The following is a 26437-nucleotide window of genomic DNA, read 5'->3' on the forward strand; positions in this document are numbered from 1 at the left end:
GATCCTGACATTCGGGATGCGCAGTCCTGGGCGATGAGCTTGTTTGCGGCTGGAAAACATATGCTTGACCGGTGACATTCGATCCAGTCAGGGGCCGCTCCAGCGAGGGGTGGGCCACCCGAACACCGTCGATCGTCGATCGGATCGCTTCCTCGACAGGTAGCCGCATTCCGTTCTCGGTCGAGTTTTCGCCGCCGCGCGACGCCGACGCCGAAGCTCGTCTGTGGCGTGCGGTGCGTACCTTCGAGCGGCTCGGACCGGCATTCGTCTCGATGACGTACGGCGCAGGCGGGTCGACGCGCGATCGAACAGTGCGCGTCACCGGTGAACTGGCCGAAGAGACGACCCTGCTGCCGGTTGCTCACCTGACTGCGGTGTCGCACAGCACCGAAGAACTTCGTGCCATGGTCGGTGCCTACGCCGATCGTGGGATCAGCAACATCCTCGTGTTGCGCGGCGATCCGCCCGGCGATCCGCTCGGCGAATGGAAGAAGCATCCCGAGGGCGTCGAGTACGCCGAGGAACTCGTGCGGATGGTCCGTGATCTGGGCGACTTCCACGTGGGTGTGGCGTCGTTCCCCGAGGGTCACTACCGCGCTCCGGACTTGGCATACGACACGAAGTACCTGGTGTCGAAACTGCGTGCCGGTGCGGAGTACTCGATCACGCAGATGTTCTTCGACGTGGAGGACTACCTGCGTCTTCGTGACCGGGTGAGTGCGTATGACGCAGAACAGGGCGCCAAGCCGATCATCCCGGAGATCATGCCGGTAACCTCGCTGCGTTCGGTGAGGCGCATGCTCGAACTGTCGGGCTCGTCTCTGCCTCCCGCCCTCGAACGTCGATTCGACGCCGCGGCTGGAAGCGGTCAGGAAGAGAACCGTGCAGCGGTCCGTGAACTCGGTATCGATCTGGCCACCGAGATGGGTGAGCGGTTGATCGCCGAAGGCGCTCCGTGCCTGCACTTCATCACGTTGAACTTCGCGCGTGCCACCAGCGAGGTCCTCGATCGCCTCGGTCTCACCCCCGACACCTCGGTCGGGACAGCGCAAGCCGTCTGATCTTCGGTTGCCTCGCTCGACAACGATCGAGTGGGCAACCGCCAGACGCTACTTCGTGGTGTTTCTCGGGTTCTTGGTGTCAGCTTGCTTCGTGACGGGTGACTTCGTAACAGGCGTCTTCATGGCCGGTGCTTTCGCGGCGGGCGCGCGCTTGATCGGTGCTCGATTGCGCGCCATCCAGGCCATCGCACCGACGATAATCGCGACACCGAGCGCCAGCCCGGCCATGATTCCTGCCCACCCGGCGAAGCTTCGGGTGCTGGGGTCCGCGTAGTTGACCTCGGCGCGCATCGTGGACACCTCGCCGGCGGGCAAGGTCCACGACACCCGGGAATCGCCGTCTCGTGTTCCGTTGGTCGTGCCGACCCGTGCCGGGAAGGCGATGCTGACCTGGACGTCGGCGCCCTGAGTTGGAACCGTCTTCAGGTCTGCCTTGCCGTCGAGTGTGACGGTGTCCCCGGATCGCTTGAGGGTGATCTGGAACGACCCGGACCCCTCGGCGTACATGGAGCCCAGTTGGGCGACGTCACCGAAGGACAGATCGCTGAAGAACGCCTGGCTGCCGACGTATCCGTCCTTCTTGTACTCCTGAACCCGTATCTTGTCCTCCAGTGACGAAGGTGGGGTCAGCTGCGGACCCTTGTCCGCCTCGTTCGCCGGAATAGCAGCAGCTACCACCTGTCCGGTCACACGATCGTTCGCGGACACTCCCATCGACACCTGCACGCGGATGCACCCGGCAAGCAAGGGAACAAGCATCAGGGCGAGCGCGGCAACCGTCAGGAAACGTTTCCGACTGGTCGGCTTGGCGGCGGGATCGGTGGACTGTTGCACAGTGGTCATCGTGCCAGCCGTGGCGTAGCCAGTCATCGAGGCGGGGGCGTGTCGGCGGATGAAGTTCGGCGGGTGACCTTCACGACCTGCTCGAACGACGCATCCAACGACCAGTCGCACCCCGGCGGCTGTCCGACAGTGCGATTCGAGCGGCACTGCGACCACTGGCTCCGGACACCCCACCACCGGGATGCGTCGACGCACCGGTCAGATACAACCCGTCTGCTCCCGGAACGCGATGCCCGGACAGTTCCGGAAGCGGTCGCCACAACATCATCTGATCGAGTGACATCTCGACGTGCATGACATTTCCGCCGATCATCCCCAATTCCGACTCGATGTCGCGGGGAGTCTGAATGAAGCGGTCGAGGACGGAATCAGCGAATCCGGGCGCGACGGCCTCCATCTCGCCGACGATCCGGTCGGCCTCCGCCTCCGCGACCGACGCCCAATCACGATGTCCGCTGAGGCGATACGGTTGCCACTGCGACCACAGCGTCACCTGATGTCGGCCGGCCGGGGAGATCGTGGGATCGATTCCGCTGAAACTCATTCCGAGAACCGCAGGGCGAGGAGGAAGTTCCCCAGCCAGTGCTGCGCCGTGTGCAGTGCGCAAGTGGGCGCGATCGGAAACGAGCAATTGCAATCCCGACGTGCTTTCCTGCGTCGTGGCGTCGCCGCGGTAGGACGGAAGCGCCGATGTTGCCAGTCGCAGTACCGCACCGATACCGGGGCCTACCCTGATACGGCGACGCCATCGTTCGAGCGTCTCGCCGTCGAAGCCGCCGCGGCCCAGGAGTTCGAGCGTGGTGAGGATGTGGCACCCGGCAATTACCTTGCGAGCGTGAATCTCTCGACCGTTCTCGGTCGTGGCGGTCCAGTGATTCGAGTTAGGGCGGATCGACGCCACACCGTCACCGAGTGAGATTGCGGCGCCGTCGACAGCCATGCGGGAGGCCAACGCAGCGCTCAGCGCGCCGCTCCCGCCGACTGCCCGCCCGGGAGGCAAGACGTGCATGAGGGCCGCGAAGCCGACCATCGGAGCGGTTCCCGGTTCCGACATCGGAGGCCCGGACTGGGCGCCGAACCACGCCAATGCAGCCTTGAGTGCCTCGCTGTCGAAATACTCGTCCAGCAGTGCGTCGCCGGGCGCGAGGAACTGCCGCGAGAGTTCGCTGTTGCCGCGTGCGGTGGCGAGACCTCCGAACGCACCGATCAGGTTCGATCCCGTGGGCGGCGCCGAAAACGCTTTCATGACGTGTCGACTGCGCTCCGACCAGACTGCGACGAACCGTCGATACGAGTCGGCGTCCTTTGTCCCGCAAGCTCGTTCGATGGACCGGCAGGTTGCGTCGAGGTCGCGGTGAAACACGATGCCCGGCCCGTCGGTGCCCGGCGCAGGCGGCGCGAACGCCCACGGGTCACAGTCGATGTAGCGCAGCCCGTGCGCGGCGAGTCCGAGCTCCTCGATGATGCCGCTGTGTCGAATCATGAGGTGCGCCGACGACCCCCGGTCCACCTTGTATCCGGGAAATCGTTCGACGGTCGAGACGGCGCCGCCGAGAACCGTGTCCTTCTCGAGCACCTCGACCGACCAACCCTCGCGTGCGAGGTAGGCGGCCGAAACGAGGGCGTTGTGTCCGGAGCCGACGACGACGGCGTCGAGAAGTGCGCTCACAGCGGCAGTCCGCGGCCGAGGACCGCGAACGGTCGGTTGTCGCCGGCGAAACGAAATCTGCGGAGCACGTCACGAAAGCCGAGGCGACGGTACAGCCGCCAGGCACGGTTGTCCTCGTCGTACACCTCGGGGGTCGACAACAGAACACTGCGTTCGGGTCGCTCGGTGAGAAGGTGGCGCAAGAGCGATTCGCCCAACCGGTGACCTTGTCCGTTCGGATGCACGTGAAGTTCGGTGAGTTCGAAGTAGTCGCTCAGAATCGCGTCGATCTCGCTCTGGGGGCGACCCGAGCGCCGAAGCCCGTGCAGTACCTGCTGATGCCACCACTGGTCCGGGCTCCCGCGATACCCGTAAGCGATCCCCACCAGTGGCAGATTTTCGTGCGACGGTTGCTGGGGAACTGCCAATGCGCCGACGGCTTTCCAGCCGGGCCGGTTCGCATGCTCCTGCCACATCGGTGCGCGATGGAACTCGGTTCCTCGCGGATAGTCCATCGCTGTGACGTACACGGCCAGTGCCTCGTGGAGTCGACTCGCGAATTCTTCGCGGTCGAGGTCGACCGTATGTGGTGTCCAGGCGATCTGCGGGTCGACCGGTCTCACCTCTTCTCTTGACGGCGTGTCGGTGGGTGCAGTTATATTGAATAGGTCGAACAGATGTTCGATGTGGGTGATCCGGAGATGCCCGAAGGGAAGCGGGCATCTCCGGCCCACCTGGTCTTGGATCCTTACGGTGCAGGAGGTGCCCCGATGTCCGAGCGTGTGAAGCCTGAACGTGTGAAATCCGTACGAACTCTTCCTGCCGAGTTGTCGAGTCCGTCGGAGGCCGCAATCTCTCGATTGCCTATGTCGGCGCGGCGGTCGTTCGGTGCGACGGCCACCAGCCACAGCAGTGTTCAAGTGGGAAAGTCCGGTGTGGCATGGGGACTGCTTCGGAAGGCGGATGCGCTTCTGGAGGAAGCGATCGGGGCGGGCGATCCTGCCGACCGGTTCCGGTGTGCTTACCTGGCGGCGCTGCGTGGTGCCGGGGCGGTGTTGGCGGCGGCTCCCGCCGGTGCCGGCTCGAAGCGTAAGCGAACCGGAAACGCGTGGGTCCTGATGGACGCCGCAGCGCCCGCGTTCGGTGCGTGGTCGAAGTTCTTCGCGGGGTGGTCCGCTACGCGTGCGGCCGTGGAAACCGGTGTGTCGATCGTGATCACAGACTCCGATTCCGACGCATTTTTTGCCGAGGTCGGTCGTTTTCTCACAGCCGTCGAAGATTTCATCGGTCAGGACACGTCCGCGCATTTGCAAGCGTCGTGAACAAATGGTCCGTCCCGGCAGTCATTTCCGGGGAAATTCCTGGTCTGCGCGGGCAAATGGAGCCGAATCGGGGCCCTTCGGCACGAATACGTACGCTTGTGGCGGAACTCGTACCCGGAGTTGGTGGTCCGAGACCTAAACTGCTCGTATTATGAAAACAGGTAATCGTCCAAGTTGATTACCCGCCGCCTCACACCGTGAGGTGGTTGCCAAACTTCCAGTGCCGGGGGAGGTACCGTGCCACTCTCCGAGCACGAGCAGCGCATGCTCGATCAGATCGAGAGCGCTCTCTATGCCGAAGACCCCAAGTTCGCCTCCAATGTGAGGGGCGGCCGTATGCGGGCGCCGTCGAGTAGACGGCGATTCCAAGCAGCGGCTCTATTCGTGCTGGGTCTGGTCCTGCTGATCGCGGGGGTTGCCCTCCCGCTCAAGCCGGGCGGTTTTCCGATCATCAGCCTGTTCGGTTTCTTGTTCATGTTCGGCGCAGGGGTTTTGTTCCTCTGGGGTGGTGGACGTAAGTCCGCAGCATCTGCCGACCCCGCTTCCGAAGGCGGCAATCATCCGTCCGGTCCGCCGGGTAGGGGTACCCCCGGTGGTTCCGGACGGGGACGCGGCCGGAAGTCCGGCGGTGGATTCTCGTCGCGGATGGAAGATCGATTCAAACGCAGGTTCGAGCAGGACTAGCTCTCCTGCCCTCCTTCGGGGCGTACTTCGAGAGTGATGCAGTTCGGACATGTCGCCCTTTACAGGGCACGAACGACCACACGCGTTGGTGTGGGTGTTGTCGTGCGCGCTGGCGGGGTTACCGGCGAATCAGTGACGCGCGAGCGAATCACTCGCCACCCTGGCTACCCGTAGACGTGCCCAGGGGCTTCCTCCACTTCGCTCCACCCGGTCCTCCACTTTCCTCCACCCTGGCCGAACTGCCACGCTCGACCAGACCTCGTCCAGCTCACGTCTATTCGAAAACCGTGCTTGTACTGCGATTTTGTCCGGGGGAGCGACAAATCGTGGCGTGAAGGCTCGATATGACGGTGGTGTGGGCCGGGACACGGTTGCAAATTTCCCCCACGTCTCCCCACCTGCGCTGACCTGCTATTTATCAGCAAATGATGCTGAATAGGGACCATGTGCTCCTTGTTTGTGGGGGAAAGTGGGGTACTGTGGGTTCGGGCGGAGAGCTGAAGCACGATCCGCTCGATAGGGAGGGTTTCAGCGCAAGCTCGCAGGAGGTGTCGAGTGTTCCTCGGTACCTTCACGCCGAAGCTCGACGACAAAGGTCGGCTCACGTTGCCGGCAAAGTTCCGAGACGAACTGGCAGGAGGATTGATGATCACCAAGAGTCAAGATCACAGCCTCGCCATCTACCCCCGGGACGAGTTCGTCAAGCTCGCTCGAAAGGCAGCGGCAGCTCCACGCAATGATCCGGCAGCTCGGGCGTATGTACGTGCCCTGGCCGCCGGCACAGATGAACAGCACGCCGATGCCCAGGGGCGAATCACCCTCTCGGCTGATCATCGGCGTTACGCAAACCTGTCGAAAGAATGCGTAGTGACCGGCTCCGTCGATTACCTCGAGATCTGGGATCTAGCAGCCTGGGAGAGGTATCTCGGAGACAACGAAGAGGACTATTCGCAGGCAACAGGCGAATCTCTCAGCGAGATCGTCTAGGCGAAGAGCCCCCGGCGAATGCCGCGAGGCCTCTGCCCGGAAAGACCCTGACGCACTTCCCCAGCGCCAGGTTCTCCTTCGGGCAGGGACCTCGAAGCATTCGCCTTCTCGAACAGTCATCGCCTTCTCGGAAAGTCAGCAACTTTTCGAAAAGTCATCGGAAATCATGAAAGTAGGAGCCGGAGCAATCATGGTGGATCACGAGGTGAACGAACCCTCGGATGCCGATGGCTTCGCACACGTCCCTGTACTTCTACATCGCGCCGACGATCTTCTCGGCCCTGCAATCACAGCTGTCGGTGACGGTGGTGCGGGCGCCTACATGATCGATGCGACGTTGGGGCTCGGCGGCCACTCCGAATTCTTCCTCGGCAAGTACCCGGGCCTTCATCTCATCGGTCTCGACCGTGACACCAATGCACTCCGCATCGCTTCCGAGCGTCTGGCGCCCTTCGCAGACCGAACCACGTTCGTGCACACCACGTATGACGGGATCGAAGACGCGCTCGAACAGGCCGGTCTGCCGTCAACGGAGTCGGTTCACGCGATCCTCTTCGATCTGGGTGTGTCGTCGATGCAACTGGACGAAGCCGACAGAGGTTTTGCGTACTCGATCGACGCCCCTCTCGACATGCGAATGGATCAGACGGTCGGGCTGACCGCGGCCGAGGTTCTCAACACCTACAGTCACGGCGACCTTGCTCGCATTCTGAGCACGTACGGCGAGGAGAGATTCGCCGGAAAGATTGCGTCCGAGGTCCTTCGGCAGCGTGAGCGTGAACCTTTCACCACCAGTGCAGCTCTGGTCGAGTTGCTCTACCGGACAATCCCGGCAGCCACGCGACGTACCGGTGGACACCCGGCCAAGCGCACCTTCCAAGCGCTGCGGATCGAAGTCAATGCCGAGTTGGACTCGCTTCGTGCAGCGGTGCCTGCCGGGCTCGACGCACTGGCAGTCGGTGGACGAGTGGTGTTCATGTCCTACCAGTCGCTCGAGGATCGAGTTGTGAAGGCGGAGTTGGTTCCCCGCTCCAAGTCCACCAGTCCTGAAGGTCTGCCGGTCGAGTTGCCGGGAATGGGACCGGAATTCCGCATTCTCACCCGTGGCGCAGAACGCGCGTCCGAGCAGGAAATCGAAGAGAACCCACGATCAGCTCCGGTGCGTTTGCGTGCCGCAGAACGCATTTCCAGGAGGCGAGCATGAGTGGTCAGGGCAAATCCGGTGCAGCGCAACGCGCATACGAGAAGCGCACCGCACGGGCGGCTGGTCGGACCGGAACTGCCGCTGCTGCCGGCCCGTCGATCTCCCCTCGGGCGATGCTCAAGGGACGAGTACCGTTCGTGGCCTCCGTCATCGGACTGCTGTCGATCGGTCTTGCGGTGACTTTGCTGCTGACCACTCGCGCTGCCGAGGATTCGTACCAACTCAGTGATGCGCGTGCCTACAACCAGTCTTTGGTTGAGCAGAAAGCAGCGCTCGAACGTGACTTCCAGTCGCGTAACTCGGCTCCGGAGTTGGCAAATCAGGCCAGCGCTCTCGGCATGGTTCCGGCCAAGGATCCTGCACGCCTGGTGGTGCATCCGGATGGTTCGGTCGAGGTCGTCGGAACGCCGACTCCCGCGACTGCCGGAGCTATGCCACCGCTTGATGCGCCCACGTCGGTCCCCGCACCGACCTCGACGCCACCGCGCACCACGCCGCCGGTAGTCCCAGGAGCCACGCCGAGCGTTCCGAATAACACGCGAAACCTCGCGCAGAGTGAACAATTGGTTCCTGTGATCCCCACAACGACAGCACCCGCCACCACGACGGCGGTGCCTGCTCCGCCTGAGGAACGTCGGTGAGTCAGAACTCCCGTAACAACCCCGGTCGGCGTCCGCGCCGCTCGGCTACCGCCTCCTTCCCGTTTCGCCAGCGAGTCGGTCGTATCACCATGTGTGGTGCGCTCGCCGTTGCGGCATTGCAGCTCTTGTGGATTCAGGGCATCGACGCGCCGAGTCTGGCCGCGGAGTCCGCTAATCAACGAACCACGACGCAGGTTGATCCCGCCGTACGCGGCTCGATTACCGACCGCAACGGAAATCCTCTCGCGTTCACCATGGAAGCCAAGGCGCTGACCTTCCAGCCGGTGCGGGTACGCAAGGAACTCGAGGAAGCACGCGCCAAGAGCATCGAGCAGGGCGCCGAGGGCGCCAAGCAGGCGCCGGAAGTGAGCGATCGCCTCGCTGAGATCGCAGCCGGAATCCACGCCAAGCTCGGCGATACCGTTCCGGAAAAAGATCTGCTTCAGAAAATGAACAGCAACGAGACCTTCACGTATCTCGCGCGCAGCGTGGATCCGGCCGTTGCCGCCGAGATCTCGGACAAGTTCCGGGAGGTCGGGCTCGAGCGACAGGACATCCGCGAGTACCCCGGTGGCTCTCTGGCCGCGAATCTCGTCGGCGCGACCGGTTGGGACGGGCACGGGTTGCTCGGCCTCGAAGATTCGATGGACTCCACACTCGCCGGAACCGATGGATCCGAGACCTACGACCGCGGTTCGGACGGGGCAGTGATCCCCGGTAGCTGGCGTGACAAGCAACCGGCCGTCAACGGTTCGGGCGTCGAACTGACCATCGATTCGGATCTCCAGTTCTACGTTCAGCAGCAGGTTCAGATTGCCAAGGACAAGTCGGGCGCAAAGAACGCTTCGGTTGTGGTCATGGACTCCAAGACGGGGCAGGTGTTGGCCATGTCCAACGACAGCACCTTCAACCCCGCGATCGGCATCGACAAGAACGCGCCGACAGTCGAAATGGGCAATCCGTCGGTCAGCACACCGTTCGAACCTGGATCGGTGAACAAGATCGTCACCGCTGCAGCGGCCATCGAGGACGGTAAGACAACTCCGGACGAAGTTCTGCAGGTCCCGGGCAGCATCACGATGGCCGGCGCCACAGTCAAGGATGCGTGGGATCACGGTGTGGCTCCGTACACCTCTACAGGCGTGTTCGGAAAGTCCTCGAACGTCGGCACCTTGATGCTCGCTCAGCGAGTAGGCGAGGATCGCTACGCAGACATGCTGAACAGGTTCGGCCTCGGACAACGCACCGACGTCGGACTTCCCGGCGAGAGCGCGGGCAGCGTTCCGAGTCGCGACCAGTGGTCCGGCGGAACCTTCGCGAACTTGCCGATCGGTCAGGGTCTGTCGATGACAACCTTGCAGATGACGGGGATGTATCAGGCTATTGCCAACGACGGTGTGCGAATTCCTCCGCGGATCGTGAAGTCGACTGTCGATTCTTCCGGCGCTCGAACCGAGACGCCGCAACCCGAGGGCGTCGAGGTGGTCAGCGCCCAGACAGCCTCGACGGTTCGGGACATGTTCCGATCGGTCACTCAGGAAGACACCGGCAACCAACGAGGAACCGGTGTTGCCGCGGGCGTCGAGGGATACCAGGTCAGTGGAAAGACCGGGACCGCGCAGCAGGTGGATCCCGCGTGCAAGTGCTACTCCAACTCCAACTACTGGATCACCTTCGCGGGAATCGCGCCCGCGGACAACCCTCGATTCGTGATCGGAATCATGCTCGACGCCCCGGTTCGCGGCGTGGACGGCGGGGGCGGTCAATCGGCAGCGCCGTTGTTTCACAACATCGCCTCGTGGATGTTGCAGCGTGACAGTGTTCCGATGTCGCCGGACCCCGGTCGCAAGTTGGTGTTGCAGGCGGACTGATTGCGGGGTGTGGGGTTCGACACGGTCTTCGGGTTAATCCCGGACACGGTAATCTCAAACGCCGCAGTAATCTCATTCATTGCAGTGCGCCGAACCTTGCTGGCGCTGCGATCGCCATAGAACAACGACAGACCAACGACCGCCGTAGACCAACGACAATTCCCAGGAGTCGAGTGACAGTGCCGAATCGTTTGCAATCGTCGAACTCGGACGGCGCTCCCGGGACGCGTCCGACACAACCGGTTGCTACCGCGGTCACGGCGCTGTCCGAACTGTCCGGGGCTCGCCTCGAATGGGTCGGACAACCGGGATCACAGTCACCGGAGGTGGTCGTCAAGGGCGTCGACCTGCGTGCGCAGGGAATCGTGACCGATGACCTCTTCGCTGCTCTGCCCGGTGCCAGGACGCACGGCGCTCAGTTCGCCGTCGACGCTCTGGGGCGCGGTGCGACCGCGATCTTGACCGACGAGGCCGGCCTGGAATTGATAGAGGCCGCTGACAAGGCGCCCGACCGTCCCGTTCCGGTTCTGGTTCATCCGAATCCGCGGGACGTGCTCGGCGAGATCTCAGCGGAAATCTACGGCCGACCTTCAGAGAAGATGCAGGTCGTCGGCATCACCGGCACGTCCGGCAAGACCACGACGTCGTACCTGCTCGAAGCAGCGATTGCCGGAGCCGGCCGCAAGCCCGGCCTGGTGGGCACCATCGAGACTCGCATCGACGGCCGCCGGGTCCCCAGCGCGCTGACCACGCCGGAAGCTCCGCAACTGCATGCTCTGTTCGCCGTGATGGCGGAGCAGGGGATCGACACCGTCGTCATGGAGGTGTCCAGTCACGCGCTCGCCCTCGGACGCGTCGACGGCATCCGCTTCGACATCGGCGCTTTCACCAATCTTTCGCAGGACCACCTCGATTTCCATCGGGACTTCGAGGAGTACTTCCAGGCCAAGGCTCGGTTGTTCGATCCAGACTCGACGGTGCGAGCCGAGCATGCCGTCGTCTGCGTCGACGACGTATGGGGTCGACGGATGGCCGAGTTGGCCGCGACCGACGAGAGCGATGCAGTGACCACGGTCTCGACCTCGACGGCCGAGGCCGAATGGAAGGTCGGTGCGGTCGAGGTTGCCGAGGACGGCTCACAGACTTTCGAGTTGGTCGGGCCCGACGGACAATCATGGCCGGTCTCGCTTCGCCTCCCCGGGCGATACAACGTGGCCAACGCTGCGCTGGCGTTGACCGTCAGTTTTGCTGCCGGCCTCGACCCGGACGCCGCTGTTCGGGCGCTCGGCACTGTGGATGTCCCCGGACGAGTTCAGCGGATCGACCGTGGACAGAGCTTTCTCGCTGTGGTCGACTACGCGCACAAGCCGGCAGCGCTCGAAGCCGTGATCGCCACGCTGCGCAACCAGGTTCCCGGCCGAGTTGCGGTGGTGGTCGGCGCGGGCGGAGATCGCGACGCCGGCAAACGGGCTCTCATGGGTGAAGCGGGTGCGCGAGGTGCAGACCTGCTGATCGTCACCGACGACAACCCCCGTACCGAGGATCCGGCGAAGATTCGTGCTTCGGTGATGCAGGGCGCCATGGACGTGCCCGAATCGGAACGCGGCGAGGTTCGTGAAGTGGGGGACCGGGCCACCGCGATCGAGCAAGCGGTCCGGTGGTCACAGCCAGGAGATGTCGTCCTGGTGGCAGGCAAAGGCCACGAAATAGGTCAAGAAATCGACGGGGTCAAGCACCCGTTCGACGACCGCGAGGTGTTGGGCGAAATGATCGGCCGATTCGCGATCAACACAGCACATGGAGGCAAGTAATGATCCCGATGACGCTCTCTCGGATCGCCGAGATCGTCGGAGGAACCCTGCACGACGTCGACGATTCGTCGACGCAGGTGACTGGAACCGTCGAATTCGATTCGCGCAAGGTCGGTCCAGGTGGGCTTTTCCTCGCACTACCCGGCGCACGTGTCGACGGCCATGATCACGCGGAAGCTGCGGTGGCGGCAGGCGCCGTCGCGGTACTCGCGGCGCGGCCGGTCGGAGTGCCGGCGATCGTCGTTCCTTCGGTGCCGAACGACGGTCCCAGTGCGGTGATGCTGCTCGAACACGACACCGACGGATCCGGGGCCGCAGTCCTGCACGCCCTCGGTCTTCTGGCCCGAGCAGTTGTCGACGAACTGGCAACTGACGGAACAGCAACTGATGGTGGGCTGACGCTGGTCGGTGTCACCGGTTCTGCGGGCAAGACCTCGACCAAGGATCTGATTGCAGCGCTGCTGCGCGAGCGCGGTGAGGTGGTTGCGCCGCCCGGATCGTTCAACAACGAACTGGGTTTGCCGTGGACGGTCCTCCGCGCGGACGCGAAGACTCGCTTCCTGGTCCTCGAGATGTCGGCACGCGGGGTCGGCCACGTCGGCGAGCTGACCGAGATTGCGCCGCCGAAGATCGGCGTCGTTCTCAACGTGGGTACCGCTCACCTCGGTGAATTCGGTTCGCGTGAAGCGATCGCTGTCGCCAAAGGTGAACTGGTGGAAGCACTCCCGTCGGCAGCCGACGGTGGCGTCGCGGTCCTCAACGCCGACGACCGCATGGTCGCCGCAATGGCGAGCCGGACCAAAGCCCGGATCGTATTCGTCGGCCAGTCGGAAGACTGCGACGTTCGGGCGACCGACGTGGTCGTCGACGATCAGGCCCGGGCTTCCTTCACACTGAACTGTTCGCAGGGTTCGGCACGTATTCGTCTGGCCGTGCACGGCGAACATCACGTGAGCAATGCTCTTGCCGCTGCGGCTGTCGCACTCGAGAACGGCCTCGCGGTTGAAGACATCGCGCGTGTCCTCGAGGGCACGAAGGCAGCGTCCGCGAGGCGAATGGAAGTCACCGAGCGCGCCGACGGCGTCACCGTTGTCAACGACAGTTACAACGCCAATCCCGATTCCATGCGCGCCGCCCTCAAGGCGTTGGTGTCCATGGCACGATCGGATCGGCACTTCGGGCGTCGAAGCTGGGCTGTGCTCGGCGAGATGGGTGAACTCGGGCCGGAGTCGGTGGTCGAGCACGACGCGATCGGTCGCCTTGCCGTCAGGCTCGACGTCAGCAAGTTGATCGTCGTCGGAACGGGCCGCACCTCGCGTGCGATGCATCAAGGAGCGGTGATGGAGGGGTCGTGGGGTGACGAGTCCGTCGTCGTGCCCGACGCAGCTGCGGCAATTGCCATCCTCGAAGCAGAACTCGAACCCGGCGATCTCGTACTGGTGAAGGCGTCCAAGTCGGTTGAACTGTGGACGGTCGCCGAAGCGATTCTGGCCGCAACGTCCGGCGGCGACGGCGCGAACACCGGTAGCGAGAACATCACTGGTGACGAGAACACTGACGGCGAGAACAGCGGGGATTCGCAGTGATCCAGATTCTTCTCGCCGCAGGCATCGCACTCGCGGTCTCCATCATGCTCACGCCGATCCTGATCAAGGCGTTCTCGAAACAAGGTTTCGGGCAGGAGATCCGAACCGAAGGTCCGGCCAGTCACCAGGCCAAGCGCGGCACCCCCACCATGGGCGGCGTCGCGATCCTGACCGGAATCTGGGCCGGCTATCTCGGCTCGCACCTCATCGGTCTCGGCATGGACAACGCGGAGGGGCCATCGGCGTCCGGGCTCCTCGTTCTGGGTCTGACCACAGCTCTCGGCGGAGTCGGTTTCCTCGACGACTTCATCAAGATCCGCAAGCAGCGCAATCTCGGACTGAACAAGACAGCGAAGCTGGTCGGACAGTTCGTCGCAGCAATTGCCTTCGGTATCTTGGCCCTTCAGTTCCGCGGTGACGACGGGCTGACTCCGGGCAGTGTTCATCTGTCGTACGTTCGTGACATCGCCACCGTCTCACTCGGTTCCGTGGTCTTCATCGCGTTCTGCTACCTACTGGTCAGCGCCTGGTCCAATGCCGTCAACCTGACCGACGGCCTGGACGGTCTGGCCGCCGGGGCGATGAGTTTCGTTCTCGGCGCCTACGTCATCATCACGTTCTGGCAGTTCCGCTACTCGTGTGAGACCAACCCGGGCAAGGGTTGCTACGACGTCCGCGATCCACTCGATCTTGCGGTGCTCTGCGCGGCCGGCGCCGGCGCGTGCATCGGTTTCCTGTGGTGGAACGCCGCACCTGCCAAGATCTTCATGGGCGACACCGGTTCTCTTGCCCTCGGCGGCATGCTCGCGGGGTTGTCGATCACCACCAGCACGGAACTGCTGATGGTTGTCATCGGCGCACTGTTCGTCGCGGAGGCCGCGTCGGTGGTGATCCAGGTAGCGGTGTTCCGGTCCAGCCGACGGCGGGTGTTCCGAATGGCACCGTTCCATCACCACTTCGAACTCGCCGGGTGGGCTGAAACCACGGTGATCATCAGATTCTGGTTGCTGGCGGCTATCGCGTCGGCAATCGGATTGGCACTCTTCTACAGCGAATACCTCGCAGCGCTCGGAGGCTGAAAACCATGACCAGCTCAGCGGATTCCGAGAACGATCTGTCCTGGCTCCGCGGTACGCGAGTGCTGGTCGCCGGTGGGCGGGTGTCCGGTCAAGCCACCATCGAGCCTCTTGTCGCACTCGGCGCCGTCGTGACGGTTGCCGATTCGACTCTGGACTTCGCGGAGCGCTGCGCCGAACTCGGCGCGGACATGGTGACCACCACCTCGATCGAGGATGCCCCGGATTCGATCACCGACTACGGGCTCGTTGTCACCAGTCCCGGCTTTCGTCCGGATGCACCGATCCTGGCAGCCGCCGCCGGTCACGGGATTCCCATTTGGGGAGACGTCGAGTTCTCCTGGCGCGTCGACCACAGCGGGCACTTCGGCTCGCCGCGCAAGTGGCTCGTCGTGACGGGGACCAACGGAAAGACCACGACGACGTCGATGCTGGCCTCGATTCTTGACGCCGCCGGAGTTGTCGGCCGCGCCTGCGGGAACATCGGGCTGCCGATTCTCGACGCGCTCGCCGAGACGTCGCCGCGCGTGGAGTACCTCGCTGTCGAACTGTCCTCGTTCCAACTGCACTGGGCGCCTTCGGTACGTCCGGATGCCGGCGTGGTCCTCAACGTCGCCGAGGATCACCTCGACTGGCACGGCGGAATGAGTGCGTACGCCGAGGCCAAGTCGCGGGCATTGAGTGGAAAGGTCGCGGTGGTCGGCCTCGATGACGCAATCGCGTCCGAGCTGGGAACTCGCGCCACTGCAGACAAAGTCACCGGGTTCAGATTGGGTGAACCGGGCGAAGGAGAACTCGGTGTCGACGGGGGATACCTCGTCGACAATGCGTTCGGCGATCACGTCCGCTTGGCCGAAGCGGCGTCCATAGATCCGGCCGGTCCGGCCGGCGTCATGGACGCGCTGGCCGCTGCCGCCTTGGCACGGGCACTCGGATTCGACGCAGGCGTCGTCGAGCGTGGACTGGCCGCACACAAGGTCGGCCCACACCGCGGGGCGCTGGTCGGCCGTGTCGGGTCCGTTGTGTACATCGACGATTCCAAGGCCACCAATCCGCACGCGGCCAGACCGTCGATACTCGCGCACGATCGCGTCGTCTGGGTTGCAGGCGGTCTACTCAAGGGAGCAAGCGTCGACCAGTTGGTGAGCGAAGTCGGCCCGAGACTCTCCGGCGCTGTCCTTCTCGGCCGTGACGCTGGTGTGATCGAGGACGCGCTCGCGCGACACGCGCCCGATGTTCCCGTGGTGCACGTGATGTCGGGGGACGATGCAGTGGTGAGCGAAAACAGCAGCAACTCGACTCTCACCATCCGGCTGCCGTCGGGTGCCGACGCGGATGCCGTCATGGCCGCAGTGGTAGTCGAAGCTGCCGACTTGGCATCCCCGGGTGACGCCGTCGTACTCGCGCCGGCCGCCGCGTCCTTGGACATGTTTGTCAGTTACGGGCATCGCGGTGACAGCTTCGCCGCCGCAGTAGCCGCGCTGCCCGATCCGTATACAGATTCGCCTGGCGAAGCCGGGAACCTGCGATGACCAAGGGTCCCAAGACCCGAATCGGTGCCTGGTTGGCGCGGCCGTTGGCGTCGTTCCACCTGGTGGTGACGATTGCCACGATGTTGACTGTCTTGGGGCTCGTGATGGTTCTGTCGGCGTCGAGCGTCGAGCAGTACGTGTCCGGCGGCTCGGCATATTCGTTGTTCACCCAGCAGTTGATCTTCGCGATTCTCGGGGCGGTGCTCTTCTACGTCGCGCTGCGGATTCCGGCGAGAGTGCTCCGGCAGTATTCGTTTCCGCTGTTCGTCGTCGTGCTGATCATGCTGGTACTCGTCCTGATTCCGGGAATCGGCACCGAAGCGCAGGGCGCGCGTCGCTGGTTCAACGTCGGCGGATTCTCGGTGCAGCCCTCGGAAATCATGAAGGTCGCGTTGGCGATCTGGGGCGCCCATCTGTTGGCCTCGAGGCGAGCGGACGACCGATCCGTGAAGTCGATCCTGATTCCGCTCGTGCCCGCCGCGATGCTGGTCTTCGCGCTGGTCGTCGCGCAGCCGAACCTCAGTACGACCATCGCATTGGGAATCATCGTCGGGGCCCTGCTGTGGTTCGGTGGGCTGCCACTGAAGCTCTTCGGCTCGATCGCGGTGACGGGCGTTGTCGTGGCAGGCGTGCTGGCCATGACGGCCGGTTATCGTTCCGATCGAGTTCAGGCCTTCTTCAACAAGAGCGATGACCTGCAGGGCAACAACTACCAGGCCAAGCAGGCTCTGTATTCCCTCGCCGACGGAGGCTTGCTCGGACGCGGACTCGGGCAGAGCGTCGCCAAATGGAACTACCTGCCGAACGCTCACAACGACTTCATCTTCGCGATCATCGGCGAAGAGCTGGGATTTGTCGGCTGTGCGGTCGTGATCGGGTTGTTCGCCGTATTCGTCTACACGGGATTGCGCATCGCAGCCCGCAGCATCGATCCGTTCTGGCGGCTCCTGTCCGCCACCGCAACTACCTGGATCGTCGGCCAGGCAATGATCAACATCGGCTACGTCATCGGACTGCTGCCGGTGACCGGACTCCAGTTGCCCTTGGTCTCCGCCGGTGGTTCGTCCTTGGCGATCACGTTGTTCATGTTCGGTGTCATCGCCAATGCTGCTCGCCACGAGCCCGAAGCGGTTGCCGCTCTGAATTCCGGGCAGGACGGCAAGATCTCGAAGTTGCTCAGACTCCCCAAGCCGGTGCTGTACCACCCACCGTCAGGGGGTCGGCCGATCCGTCGACCGAAGCCCACGCGGCAGATCGAACCGGCTCGCGGACGCGACGGCCGGCGTGCGATCGAGACGGGTGATCGACGCAAGCGGGCAGATCAAGGCGCTCGTACTTCCGCGGATTCCACCCGAGGTGCGGCCGCTGGGTCACGGAAGCGCACCGTGGGAGGGCAGAATGGTCAGCGTCGGCAGGCGCCGACACGTAGGGCACAAGATCCACGAGAAGTTCGAGAGCGAGGAATTCGTAGGTGAGCGGCAACAAATCGGCTCTGTCGGTAGTGGTGGCAGGGGGAGGCACGGCTGGTCACATCGAACCCGCTCTTGCGGTCGCGGACGCGGTCAAGGCCGCTGCGCCCGACACCAGGATCACGGCACTCGGAACTGCGCGTGGTCTCGAAACCACCTTGGTGCCTGCCCGCGGCTACACGCTCGAGCTCATTCCGCCGGTTCCGCTTCCTCGTAAGCCCACGATGGATCTCGTCAAACTTCCGACACGCATCCTCGCGTCGGTGCGCAAGACCCGCGAGGTACTCGATTCCGTCGACGCCGACGTGATAGTCGGCTTCGGTGGCTACGTTGCGCTTCCGGCGTACCTTGCCGCCCGTGGTGGTGTTCTTCGGCGCCGACGCAAGATTCCGATCGTCATCCACGAAGCAAACGCCAGTGCCGGAATCGCGAACAAGATCGGTGCTCGCCTGGCGACGCGCGTGCTTGCCGCCGTTCCGGGGTCGGGTGTGAAGAACCGCGGCGATCAGGACGCCGAGATCGTCGGCATTCCGGTCCGGGCGTCGATCGCCAATTTCGATCGAGCGGGACTTCGCTCGCAAGCGCGCGAGTACTTCGGACTGCCGCAGGACGGTCCCGTTCTACTCGTCTTCGGCGGATCGCAGGGCGCGAAGTCGCTCAACGACGCGGTCTCCGGCGCTGCCCAGGAACTCGCGAAAGCGGGGATCTCGGTGCTGCACGCACACGGACCCAAGAACTCCCTCGAGGTCACGCAGTACTCGGAGACGGCACCGTACGTGGCTGTTCCTTATCTTTCGCGGATGGATCTCGCGTATGCGGCAGCCGACGCGACCATCTGTCGTTCTGGTGCGATGACGGTCGCCGAGGTCTCGGCGGTCGGGCTTCCGGCCGTTTACGTTCCGCTGCCGCACGGCAACGGTGAGCAGGAGCTCAACGCGAAACCCGTTGTCGCAGCAGGCGGCGCGATCATCGTCTCCGACAACGACCTCACGCCGACGTTTGTCGCCGGTACCGTCGTCCCGATGCTCAGTGACAGCGCGCGCCTCGAAAAGATGAGCAGTGGCGCTGCCAACGTCGGACACCGTACGGCGGCAACCGAGATCGCACGGATCGTGCTCGACATCGCGGCAAAGGAAAACGCCGTCCAGGAAAACGCAAGGGGAAACCGATGACCGCGCTGCCCGCCCACCTCGAGCGAGTACACATGGTCGGAATCGGCGGTGCCGGCATGTCCGGCATCGCGCGAATCCTGCTTTCCCGCGGAGGCCTCGTCTCGGGTTCGGACGCGAAGGAGAGCCGTGGAGTCCTGGCGCTTCGTGCACGCGGGGCGCAGGTCCGGATCGGTCATGACGCCGATGCTCTCGACCTGCTACCAGGCGGACCGACCGTCGTCGTCACGACTCACGCGGCCATCCCGAAGGACAACCCGGAACTCGTCGAGGCCGCTCGCCGCGGAATCCCGGTGATCCTTCGGCCGGCCGTCCTTGCATCACTGATGCAGGGCAATCGCACCTTCCTGGTTTCGGGTACACACGGCAAGACGTCGACGACCTCGATGCTCGTGGTCGCCCTGCAGCACTGTGGTTTCGACCCCTCGTTTGCCGTTGGCGGAGAGCTCAACGAAGCGGGAACGAATGCCCATCACGGCAGCGGTGACGTCTTTGTCGCCGAGGCGGACGAAAGTGACGGGTCGCTCCTGCAGTACGACCCCAACGTCATCGTCGTGACCAACATCGAGGCCGATCACCTCGATTACTTCGGCAGCGTCGAAGCGTATGTGAAGGTGTTCGACGATTTTGTCGACAAGCTACGCCCGGGCGGGCTCCTGATTGTCTGCCTCGACGATCCGGGATCGGCGGATCTCGCGAAGCGAATCGTGGCCTCGGGTCGTTCGGACATCCGGGTGCTCGGTTACGGATCCGCGGATGCGCAGGAAGTGGAGGCGGGCACTGCCTTCGAGCCTGTCGACGGTGTCGAGGTCGGAGTCCGACTGCTGGGCTTCCACGCACACGACGTCGGCGGAGTCCTGCAGTTCCACCTGGCGGGGGAGAGCGCTGCGCGAACCGTGCGGATGGCAGTGCCGGGTCGGCACATGGCGCTCAACGCGCTGGCCGCTCTGCTGGCCGCCCGTGACGCCGGCGCCGAGACGGAGGAAATCGTCGAAGGGCTCGCAGGATTCGGTGGTGTCCACCGCCGGTTCCAGTTCACCGGTCGCGAGCGTGGTGTCCGGGTGTTCGACGACTACGCCCACCATCCGACCGAAGTTCGCGCGGTCCTCGGCGCGGCCGCGGATCTGGTTCGACCGGAAGACGATTCGTCGTCGACCAATTCGGCAGCCGGGCGTGTAATCGTGGTATTCCAACCTCACCTCTATTCGCGCACAGCCGCGTTCGCCGAGGAGTTCGCGCAGGCACTGGACTTGGCCGACGAGGTAGTTGTTCTCGACGTGTACGGCGCTCGCGAAGAGCCGATGCCGGGCGTCAGCGGTGCGCTGGTCGCTCAATCGGTCACCAAACCCGTTCACTATCAACCTGATCTGTCCCAGGCGCCGAAGCAGGTCGCGGCGTTGGCTCACCCCGGCGACATCGTCATCACGATGGGTGCCGGTGATGTGACCATGCTCGGCAAACAGATCCTCGATGCTTTGCGTTCGGCGCCGCATCCCGCGCCGCGATGACACCCGACGCACGAAGTCGGCGCGGGCGTCGAGATCCTCGAGCCAGACAAGCCACCAGTACGCGTCGGCGCAGTACTCGCACCGAATCGCGATACTCGACGCGGTCGACGGAGCCGGCTCCCGAACCCACACCGACTCGTAAGTGGTTCAAGCGACCGCTGATCATGGCACCGCTGGCAATCGTGCTGGTGGTGGGAATTGCGCTGACGGCCTGGTTGTCTCCGGTGCTCTCGGTCCGGGGCACCGAAGTTCTCGGTGCGACGACCGTCAGTGAGGAACAGATCCTTTCACTCCTGGCCGTACCGACCGGTCAGCCGTTGATGCGGGTCGATACCGGCGCAGCCGCCGCACGTGTCGCGACGATTCCGAAGGTCGCCTCGGCCCGGGTGCAGCGGATGTATCCGTCGACCATCCGCGTCACGGTCACCGAGCGGGTACCGGTTGTCTTCGTCGACTCACCCGAGGGCGCACACCTGCTGGACGCGAAGGGCGTCGACATCGAGATGGGCGTCCCACCGCCTGGGGTTCCGCGTCTGGTGACACCGACACCCGGGTGGAACGACGAGCCGACGCTCGCCGCACTCGAGGTGTTGTCGGTGTTGCCGCCGGATCTGAGGTTTCAGGTGGGAGAGGTTGCCGCTCGGTCGATTTCGAGTGTCTCGCTGACCCTGCTCGACGGTCGCGTCGTAAACTGGGGTGGTGTCGAGCACTCGGATCGTAAGGCTGCCGTGACGCTTCCGCTGTTGACCCAGCCGGGGCAGACGTACGACGTGTCCAGTCCCGATCTTCCGACGGTGCGATAGCGCACGGTGCGCTCGTGCGTCAGTGCGTGGCAAATACTTCGGTGTGTCTCGGCGCGCCTAATGGCGGAACGCGACGACGGTGCATAGCGTTTCGTTTCAGATCGAATACTTGACATAACTCTAACCCTGTGGTTGAGGTTTAGAGTTTATCTCGAACAACAGCAGCAGTAAAAACACAGCAGCAGTACAAAGACAGCAGCACTGACAAGCAGCGTGAAACACGACACGGAAGGCGAGAGCCGATGACGCCCCCGCACAACTACCTCGCCGTAATCAAGGTCGTCGGCATCGGCGGCGGCGGCGTGAACGCAGTCAACCGCATGATCGAACAAGGACTCAAGGGAGTCGAGTTCATCGCGGTCAACACGGACGCGCAAGCCCTTCTGATGAGTGACGCCGACGTCAAGCTCGACGTCGGTCGTGAATTGACCCGTGGCCTCGGCGCCGGTGCTGATCCCGAAGTGGGTCGCAAGGCAGCCGAAGATCACAAGGACGAGATCGAAGAGGTCATCAAGGGCGCCGACATGGTGTTCGTGACCGCAGGCGAGGGTGGTGGCACCGGAACCGGTGGTGCCCCTGTCGTGGCAAGCATCGCCCGGAAGCTGGGCGCACTCACCGTCGGTGTCGTGACACGGCCGTTCTCCTTCGAGGGCAAGCGTCGTGGGGGACAGGCGGATACCGGAATTCAGGCGCTCCGCGAGTCCTGCGACACGCTGATCGTCATTCCCAACGATCGCCTGCTTCAGTTGGGTGATGCCGCAGTCAGCCTGATGGACGCGTTCCGCAGCGCCGACGAGGTACTCCTCAACGGGGTCCAGGGCATCACCGACCTCATCACCACCCCGGGTCTGATCAACGTCGACTTCGCGGACGTCAAGGGTGTCATGTCCGGCGCCGGCAGTGCGTTGATGGGCATCGGTTCCTCACGTGGTGAGGGGCGCGCGATCAAGGCGGCGGAATCCGCGATCAATTCGCCTCTCCTCGAAGCATCGATGGAAGGCGCCCGCGGCGTTCTGCTCTCGATCGCCGGTGGCAGCGATCTCGGCCTCTTCGAGATCAACGAGGCGGCGTCGCTGGTGCAGGAAGCTGCCCACATCGACGCCAACATCATCTTCGGAACGGTCATCGACGATTCGCTCGGTGACGAGGTTCGTGTGACGGTCATCGCTGCGGGATTCGACGGTGGAGCTCCGGCTCGTCGTCCCGTGGAGTCGACCGCGCAGGGACGTGGAGCGATCGGCGCGGGGCGTGCAGGTGAGGTCGGCCGGTCACCGGTTGCCGCCGAACCTGCTGGCGAGCAGCCGATTTCCGCAGCGCGCGAGACCATCGGTTCGGGCAGCTTGCCTCCGATCGGTGGCCCACGCCATGCGCCGGTCCAGGAAGACGAGGGCGACGACGACGTCGACGTGCCCGTCTTCATGCGTCGCTGACGTAGGGCTACAAACAGTTTCGAGAACAGGGTGCCCGGAATTTCTGGGTACCCTGTTCTTGACTGGATGTCCGGTCACGTCTGAGCCGGACGACAACTTTCGACGTTTGTGAGCACACTTATCTTGAGTACCGAGAAGTCGACCACCCGCACCCGCATTCGCCGCGTCGTGACCAGCCGAGCCGGTGGTGTTTCCGCGTCGCCGTACGAGTCGTTCAATCTCGGCGATCACGTCGGAGACGATCCGGCAGCCGTCGATGCGAATCGCCGTCGTCTGGCACGCGAAATAGGCGTCGAGCCTGACCATCTCGTGTGGATGGAACAAATCCATTCGCGCAACGTCACTGTCGTGACGGAACCGACCGACGAGGTCGTTCCGGTGACGGATGCTCTCGTCACCACCGTTCCCGGCCTGGCGCTCGCCACTCTCAGCGCAGACTGTGTTCCTGTACTTCTGTCCGACGAGGAGGCCGGTGTCATCGCGGCTGTTCATGCCGGACGGATCGGTGCCCGCATCGGTATCGTCCCGCGCGTCCTCGCGGAGATGGTGCGACAGGGCGCGGACGTCTCGCGTATCGGCGCCTTCCTCGGTCCGGCGGCGAGCGGACGCCAGTACGAGGTTCCCGCCGCGATGCGTGCCGACGTGGAAAAGCACTTGCCGGGCAGCGCAACTCGCACCGAGAAGGGCACACCGGGACTCGATCTGCGTGCGGGACTGCGTAAGCAGTTGCTCGCCGCGGGTGTGTCCGGTGTCGCCGAGGACCCGCGATGCACGATCGAGGACCGCGCGCTGTTCAGTCATCGCCGAGAATCACTGACCGGACGTCAAGCTGCAGTGATCTGGATGGAAGCGCCCGCAGCGCAGGAAACCGTCTAGGCAGAAAATGCGACAGACGGAAATGCGGCTGACAGAAATATCGACGGCACTCGACTCGGTGAGGGCGCGACTGGCCGCCGCGTGCCTTGCCGCCGGTCGCGAAGTTTCCGACGTCGCACTGCTGCCAGTTACCAAGTTCTTTCCGGCGTCCGACGCCCGGATCCTGTACGAACTTGGCTGCCGTGAATTCGGTGAGTCTCGTGAGCAGGAAGCAGTGGAGAAGGTCGCGGATTTCGACGGCGCTGCTCGCAGCGGTGCGATCGACGATCCGGTTCGCTGGCACATGATCGGGCAGTTGCAGCGCAACAAAGCTCGGTCGGTAGCGAAGTGGGCCTACGCAATTCACTCGGTCGACAGTGCGCGGTTGGCTGATGCACTCGATCGGGCGGCGCTCGGCGCTTTGGCCGACGGCGAGCGCAAGGCGCCGCTGCGGGTGCTTATCCAGGTAAGTCTCGACGGAGACCCTGCGCGTGGCGGAGTTCCGACGGGGGAGTTAACCCCTCTTGCCGAGCGGATCGAATCAGCCGAAGGTCTCGAATTCGCGGGACTGATGGCCGTCCCGCCACTTGGATCAAATCCGGACGAGCAGTTCGAAATCCTCCGCAGGGCACATCTTTTGATTCTCGAATCGCATCCACGGGCAACCGAACTCTCCGCCGGTATGACCGGCGATCTGGAGGCTGCAGTGCGCCACGGTTCCACGTGCGTGCGTGTCGGAACCGCACTGCTCGGCTCACGACCAGTAATCTCGAGGTGATCGCTCAGGTGATCGCCCAACCCGTCCACACCGCTGCGACCGGTCGCAGTCGGATTGATTCCGCCGCGCCAAGGAAGGTCGATCAATGAGCAACCTGCATAAGTTCAAGGCTTACTTCGGCATGGTTCCCCTCGATGACTACGAGGACGAATACGTGGAGGAGCCCGATCAGGCTCGCCGCGCACCCCGTCGTAGTCACGACGGCTATGCCGAGCGCGACGACCGCGAGTTCGTCGAACCTGCCTTCTCGAAGGCGAGCTACGCGCCCAGTCGTCGTGACGAAGAGGACGCGGAGTTCGATCGTTACGATTCCCGGCCCCGCGTCGACACCGTTCCCAGTCGCAGTAGCCGCCCGGCGATGGCGCCGCGTCCGGCCAGCCGCGGCAACCTTGCGGTCGACGCGCGCGCCGAGCGACCCGAAGCGCGACGTGCGCCGGTTGTCGACGACGGCGGCCCGCTCGCCAAGATCACGACACTGCGTCCGCAGAGCTACGCAGAGGCCCGCACTATCGGTGAGCGTTTCCGCGACGGCACGCCCGTCATCATGGATCTGGTCGACATGAGCAACGCCGACGCGAAGCGTCTGGTCGATTTCGCGGCCGGCTTGGCGTTCGCATTGCGTGGTTCTTTCGACAAGGTAGCCACCAAAGTGTTTCTTCTCTCACCGGCTGACATCGACGTTTCCGCTGAGGAACGTCGTCGGATCGCCGAGACGGGTTTCTACAGCCAGAAATGATGGTCTCGACCGCAGTCCGGCCCCTGAGCAGGGGTGACGTGAGCACATTCGAACGGCGGCCCGTCTCGGCGGGCGCCGCATTCGGACCCATCGCCGGCCGTTACAAGACGGACTCGATGCGGACCGGTTCCGGAATTGCTGCGGTGTGTCTGTTTTGGACACAACGCAGAAGTCAGGCAGAGTGAGGGTGTGGACGCGCTTCTCTCTGTGATCTATCTGGTGCTGGTTGTCTTCTGGCTGTTGCTGATCGGCAGAGTGATCGTCGAGTTCGTTCGTTCGTTTGCCAGAGATTGGCGACCGACCGGATTGGTCGCAGTCATTCTCGAAACCATTTTTACGATCACCGATCCTCCGGTGAAACTGCTCCGCAGATTGATCCCCCCGATCAACCTCGGTGGAGTTCGCTTGGATCTATCCATCATGGTCTTGCTTTTCATCGTCATCATCCTGATGTCGGTTGTTCGCTGAGCGCAGTCCGAGTGTGTGGTGTGCCAGAATGGAACCCATAACTCATACGGTGGTTCGCCACTACGTAGACTGTGTTGCAACTGAATGCTTGCTAGACCGCCAAATGACGCGTGAAGGGATCCTTCCATGCCGCAACTGACTCCAGCTGACGTGCACAACGTTGCGTTCAGCAAGCCGCCTATCGGCAAGCGTGGCTACAACGAGGACGAGGTCGACGCATTCCTCGACCTCGTCGAACAGGCGCTGTCGCAGCTCATCGAAGAGAATGCGGACCTGCGCCAGCGCGTAGGTGAGCTGGATCAGGAGCTCGCGGCTGCCAAGAAGTCGCCGGCACCTGCTCAGCAGGCAGCACCCGTCGCAGCGCAGCCCAAGCCTGAGCCCGCTCGGGTCGTCGAACCGCCCAAGCCTGCACCCGTTGCAGCTCCGGTTCCCGCCGCCGCTGCCGTTGCAGCGCCGCAGAGTGGCGACACCCACATGCAGGCCGCAAAGGTCCTCGGACTGGCTCAGGAGATGGCGGATCGCCTCACCAACGATGCCAAGACCGAGTCCGAGCAGCTGCTCGGCAGTGCTCGCACCAACTCCGAGCAGCTCATGAGCGAGGCTCGCAGCAAGGCCGACGGCATGATCGCGGATGCGCGCAACAAGTCGGAGGCAATGCTCACCGACGCTCAGACTCGCTCCGAGACCCAGCTTCGCCAGGCTCAGGAGAAGGCAGACGCTCTCAAGGCGGACGCCGAGAAGAAGCACACCGAAATCATGGCGACCATCAACCAGCAGCGTTCGGTCCTCGAAGGCCGTATCGAGCAGCTCAAGACGTTCGAACGTGAGTACCGGGTGCGCCTGAAGTCCTACCTGGAATCGCAGCTCGAAGAGCTCGAACAGCGTGGCTCGGCCGTTCCGGTCGACGGTGGACAGGATTCCTACAGTCCGTCCTTCGCCAAGGGAAACAGCTGAC

At 63.7% G+C, this 26437-nt stretch carries 24 protein-coding genes; 21 read left to right on the forward strand and 3 right to left on the reverse strand.

Features of this window, described 5'->3' with window-relative positions; genetic code table 11:
* The first annotated feature begins 71 nt into the window (after positions 1-71).
* A complete protein-coding gene (locus ACFWAD_RS20540) occupies positions 72-1061 on the forward strand; it encodes a methylenetetrahydrofolate reductase (RefSeq protein ID WP_378547110.1) in 990 nt (329 codons plus the stop codon).
* Between the two features lie 48 nt (positions 1062-1109).
* Here ACFWAD_RS20540 and ACFWAD_RS20545 read toward each other — a convergent pair whose 3' ends face one another.
* The 3 genes from ACFWAD_RS20545 to ACFWAD_RS20555 all read right to left on the reverse strand — a co-directional run bounded on the left by ACFWAD_RS20545 (position 1110) and on the right by ACFWAD_RS20555 (position 4175).
* Positions 1110-1904, reverse strand: a complete 795-nt coding sequence (locus ACFWAD_RS20545) for an LppM family (lipo)protein (protein WP_378547114.1) — start codon at positions 1902-1904, stop codon at positions 1110-1112.
* Positions 1905-1974: 70 nt separating this feature from the next.
* The gene (locus tag ACFWAD_RS20550) at positions 1975-3573 is read right to left on the reverse strand and encodes a phytoene desaturase family protein (RefSeq protein WP_378547117.1); all 1599 of its coding nucleotides are present in this window, start codon (positions 3571-3573) and stop codon (positions 1975-1977) included.
* On the reverse strand, positions 3570-4175 hold the full coding sequence (locus tag ACFWAD_RS20555; RefSeq protein ID WP_378547120.1) for a GNAT family N-acetyltransferase: 606 nt from the start codon (positions 4173-4175) through the stop codon (positions 3570-3572). Before ACFWAD_RS20555 ends, ACFWAD_RS20550 begins: the two co-directional genes overlap by 4 nt.
* A gap of 147 nt (positions 4176-4322) precedes the next feature.
* On the opposite strand from ACFWAD_RS20555, the gene ACFWAD_RS20560 reads away from it, so the two are divergent.
* From ACFWAD_RS20560 to ACFWAD_RS20655, 20 genes are all read left to right on the forward strand, one after another.
* Positions 4323-4874 carry an SAV_6107 family HEPN domain-containing protein gene (locus tag ACFWAD_RS20560; RefSeq protein WP_378547123.1) on the forward strand — a complete coding sequence of 184 codons (552 nt, stop codon included), beginning with the start codon at positions 4323-4325 and terminating at the stop codon, positions 4872-4874.
* Positions 4875-5111: 237 nt separating this feature from the next.
* Positions 5112-5558: a DUF3040 domain-containing protein gene (locus tag ACFWAD_RS20565; RefSeq protein WP_378547126.1), complete on the forward strand. Its 447-nt coding sequence runs from the start codon at positions 5112-5114 to the stop codon at positions 5556-5558.
* A gap of 555 nt (positions 5559-6113) precedes the next feature.
* Positions 6114-6545 carry a division/cell wall cluster transcriptional repressor MraZ gene (gene mraZ / locus ACFWAD_RS20570; RefSeq protein WP_003941779.1) on the forward strand — a complete coding sequence of 144 codons (432 nt, stop codon included), beginning with the start codon at positions 6114-6116 and terminating at the stop codon, positions 6543-6545.
* 190 nt (positions 6546-6735) lie between these two features.
* Positions 6736-7749, forward strand: a complete 1014-nt coding sequence (gene rsmH, locus ACFWAD_RS20575) for a 16S rRNA (cytosine(1402)-N(4))-methyltransferase RsmH (protein WP_230813526.1) — start codon at positions 6736-6738, stop codon at positions 7747-7749.
* On the forward strand, positions 7746-8390 hold the full coding sequence (locus ACFWAD_RS20580; RefSeq protein WP_378547129.1) for a hypothetical protein: 645 nt from the start codon (positions 7746-7748) through the stop codon (positions 8388-8390). Before rsmH ends, ACFWAD_RS20580 begins: the two co-directional genes overlap by 4 nt.
* Positions 8387-10261, forward strand: coding sequence for a peptidoglycan D,D-transpeptidase FtsI family protein (locus ACFWAD_RS20585; RefSeq protein ID WP_378547131.1), 1875 nt, complete (start codon positions 8387-8389; stop codon positions 10259-10261). Before ACFWAD_RS20580 ends, ACFWAD_RS20585 begins: the two co-directional genes overlap by 4 nt.
* Before the next feature lie 179 nt (positions 10262-10440).
* Positions 10441-12072, forward strand: a complete 1632-nt coding sequence (locus tag ACFWAD_RS20590) for a UDP-N-acetylmuramoyl-L-alanyl-D-glutamate--2,6-diaminopimelate ligase (RefSeq protein WP_378547134.1) — start codon at positions 10441-10443, stop codon at positions 12070-12072.
* The gene (gene murF / locus ACFWAD_RS20595; protein WP_378547137.1) at positions 12072-13658 is read left to right on the forward strand and encodes a UDP-N-acetylmuramoyl-tripeptide--D-alanyl-D-alanine ligase; all 1587 of its coding nucleotides are present in this window, start codon (positions 12072-12074) and stop codon (positions 13656-13658) included. The genes ACFWAD_RS20590 and murF overlap by 1 nt, the downstream gene beginning before the upstream one ends.
* On the forward strand, positions 13655-14737 hold the full coding sequence (mraY, locus tag ACFWAD_RS20600; RefSeq protein ID WP_003941699.1) for a phospho-N-acetylmuramoyl-pentapeptide-transferase: 1083 nt from the start codon (positions 13655-13657) through the stop codon (positions 14735-14737). Before murF ends, mraY begins: the two co-directional genes overlap by 4 nt.
* 5 nt (positions 14738-14742) lie before the next feature.
* Positions 14743-16266 (forward strand): UDP-N-acetylmuramoyl-L-alanine--D-glutamate ligase, encoded by a 1524-nt coding sequence (murD, locus tag ACFWAD_RS20605; protein WP_378547141.1) that lies wholly within the window; start codon positions 14743-14745, stop codon positions 16264-16266.
* On the forward strand, positions 16263-17741 hold the full coding sequence (ftsW, locus tag ACFWAD_RS20610; RefSeq protein ID WP_378547144.1) for a putative lipid II flippase FtsW: 1479 nt from the start codon (positions 16263-16265) through the stop codon (positions 17739-17741). Before murD ends, ftsW begins: the two co-directional genes overlap by 4 nt.
* Positions 17738-18907: an undecaprenyldiphospho-muramoylpentapeptide beta-N-acetylglucosaminyltransferase gene (murG, locus tag ACFWAD_RS20615; protein WP_378547147.1), complete on the forward strand. Its 1170-nt coding sequence runs from the start codon at positions 17738-17740 to the stop codon at positions 18905-18907. The genes ftsW and murG overlap by 4 nt, the downstream gene beginning before the upstream one ends.
* Complete coding sequence (gene murC, locus ACFWAD_RS20620; RefSeq protein ID WP_283304396.1) at positions 18904-20412, forward strand: UDP-N-acetylmuramate--L-alanine ligase; 1509 nt, start codon at positions 18904-18906, stop codon at positions 20410-20412. The genes murG and murC overlap by 4 nt, the downstream gene beginning before the upstream one ends.
* A gap of 164 nt (positions 20413-20576) precedes the next feature.
* Positions 20577-21215, forward strand: coding sequence for a cell division protein FtsQ/DivIB (locus ACFWAD_RS20625; RefSeq protein ID WP_378547280.1), 639 nt, complete (start codon positions 20577-20579; stop codon positions 21213-21215).
* A 242-nt stretch (positions 21216-21457) separates the two neighbouring features.
* Positions 21458-22645 (forward strand): cell division protein FtsZ, encoded by a 1188-nt coding sequence (gene ftsZ / locus ACFWAD_RS20630; RefSeq protein WP_230813510.1) that lies wholly within the window; start codon positions 21458-21460, stop codon positions 22643-22645.
* A gap of 108 nt (positions 22646-22753) precedes the next feature.
* The gene (gene pgeF, locus ACFWAD_RS20635) at positions 22754-23521 is read left to right on the forward strand and encodes a peptidoglycan editing factor PgeF (protein ID WP_378448031.1); all 768 of its coding nucleotides are present in this window, start codon (positions 22754-22756) and stop codon (positions 23519-23521) included.
* 7 nt (positions 23522-23528) lie between these two features.
* Positions 23529-24278 carry a YggS family pyridoxal phosphate-dependent enzyme gene (locus ACFWAD_RS20640; RefSeq protein WP_378547150.1) on the forward strand — a complete coding sequence of 250 codons (750 nt, stop codon included), beginning with the start codon at positions 23529-23531 and terminating at the stop codon, positions 24276-24278.
* 85 nt (positions 24279-24363) lie between these two features.
* Positions 24364-25014: a cell division protein SepF gene (locus ACFWAD_RS20645; RefSeq protein WP_003941752.1), complete on the forward strand. Its 651-nt coding sequence runs from the start codon at positions 24364-24366 to the stop codon at positions 25012-25014.
* A 189-nt stretch (positions 25015-25203) separates the two neighbouring features.
* Positions 25204-25482 carry a YggT family protein gene (locus tag ACFWAD_RS20650; RefSeq protein ID WP_003941780.1) on the forward strand — a complete coding sequence of 93 codons (279 nt, stop codon included), beginning with the start codon at positions 25204-25206 and terminating at the stop codon, positions 25480-25482.
* A 126-nt stretch (positions 25483-25608) separates the two neighbouring features.
* Positions 25609-26436 (forward strand): DivIVA domain-containing protein, encoded by an 828-nt coding sequence (locus ACFWAD_RS20655; protein ID WP_003941722.1) that lies wholly within the window; start codon positions 25609-25611, stop codon positions 26434-26436.
* Position 26437: the final 1 nt, after the last annotated feature.

It is taken from the genome of Rhodococcus sp. NPDC059969, assembly GCF_042738325.1.
Lineage (GTDB): Bacteria > Actinomycetota > Actinomycetes > Mycobacteriales > Mycobacteriaceae > Rhodococcus_F.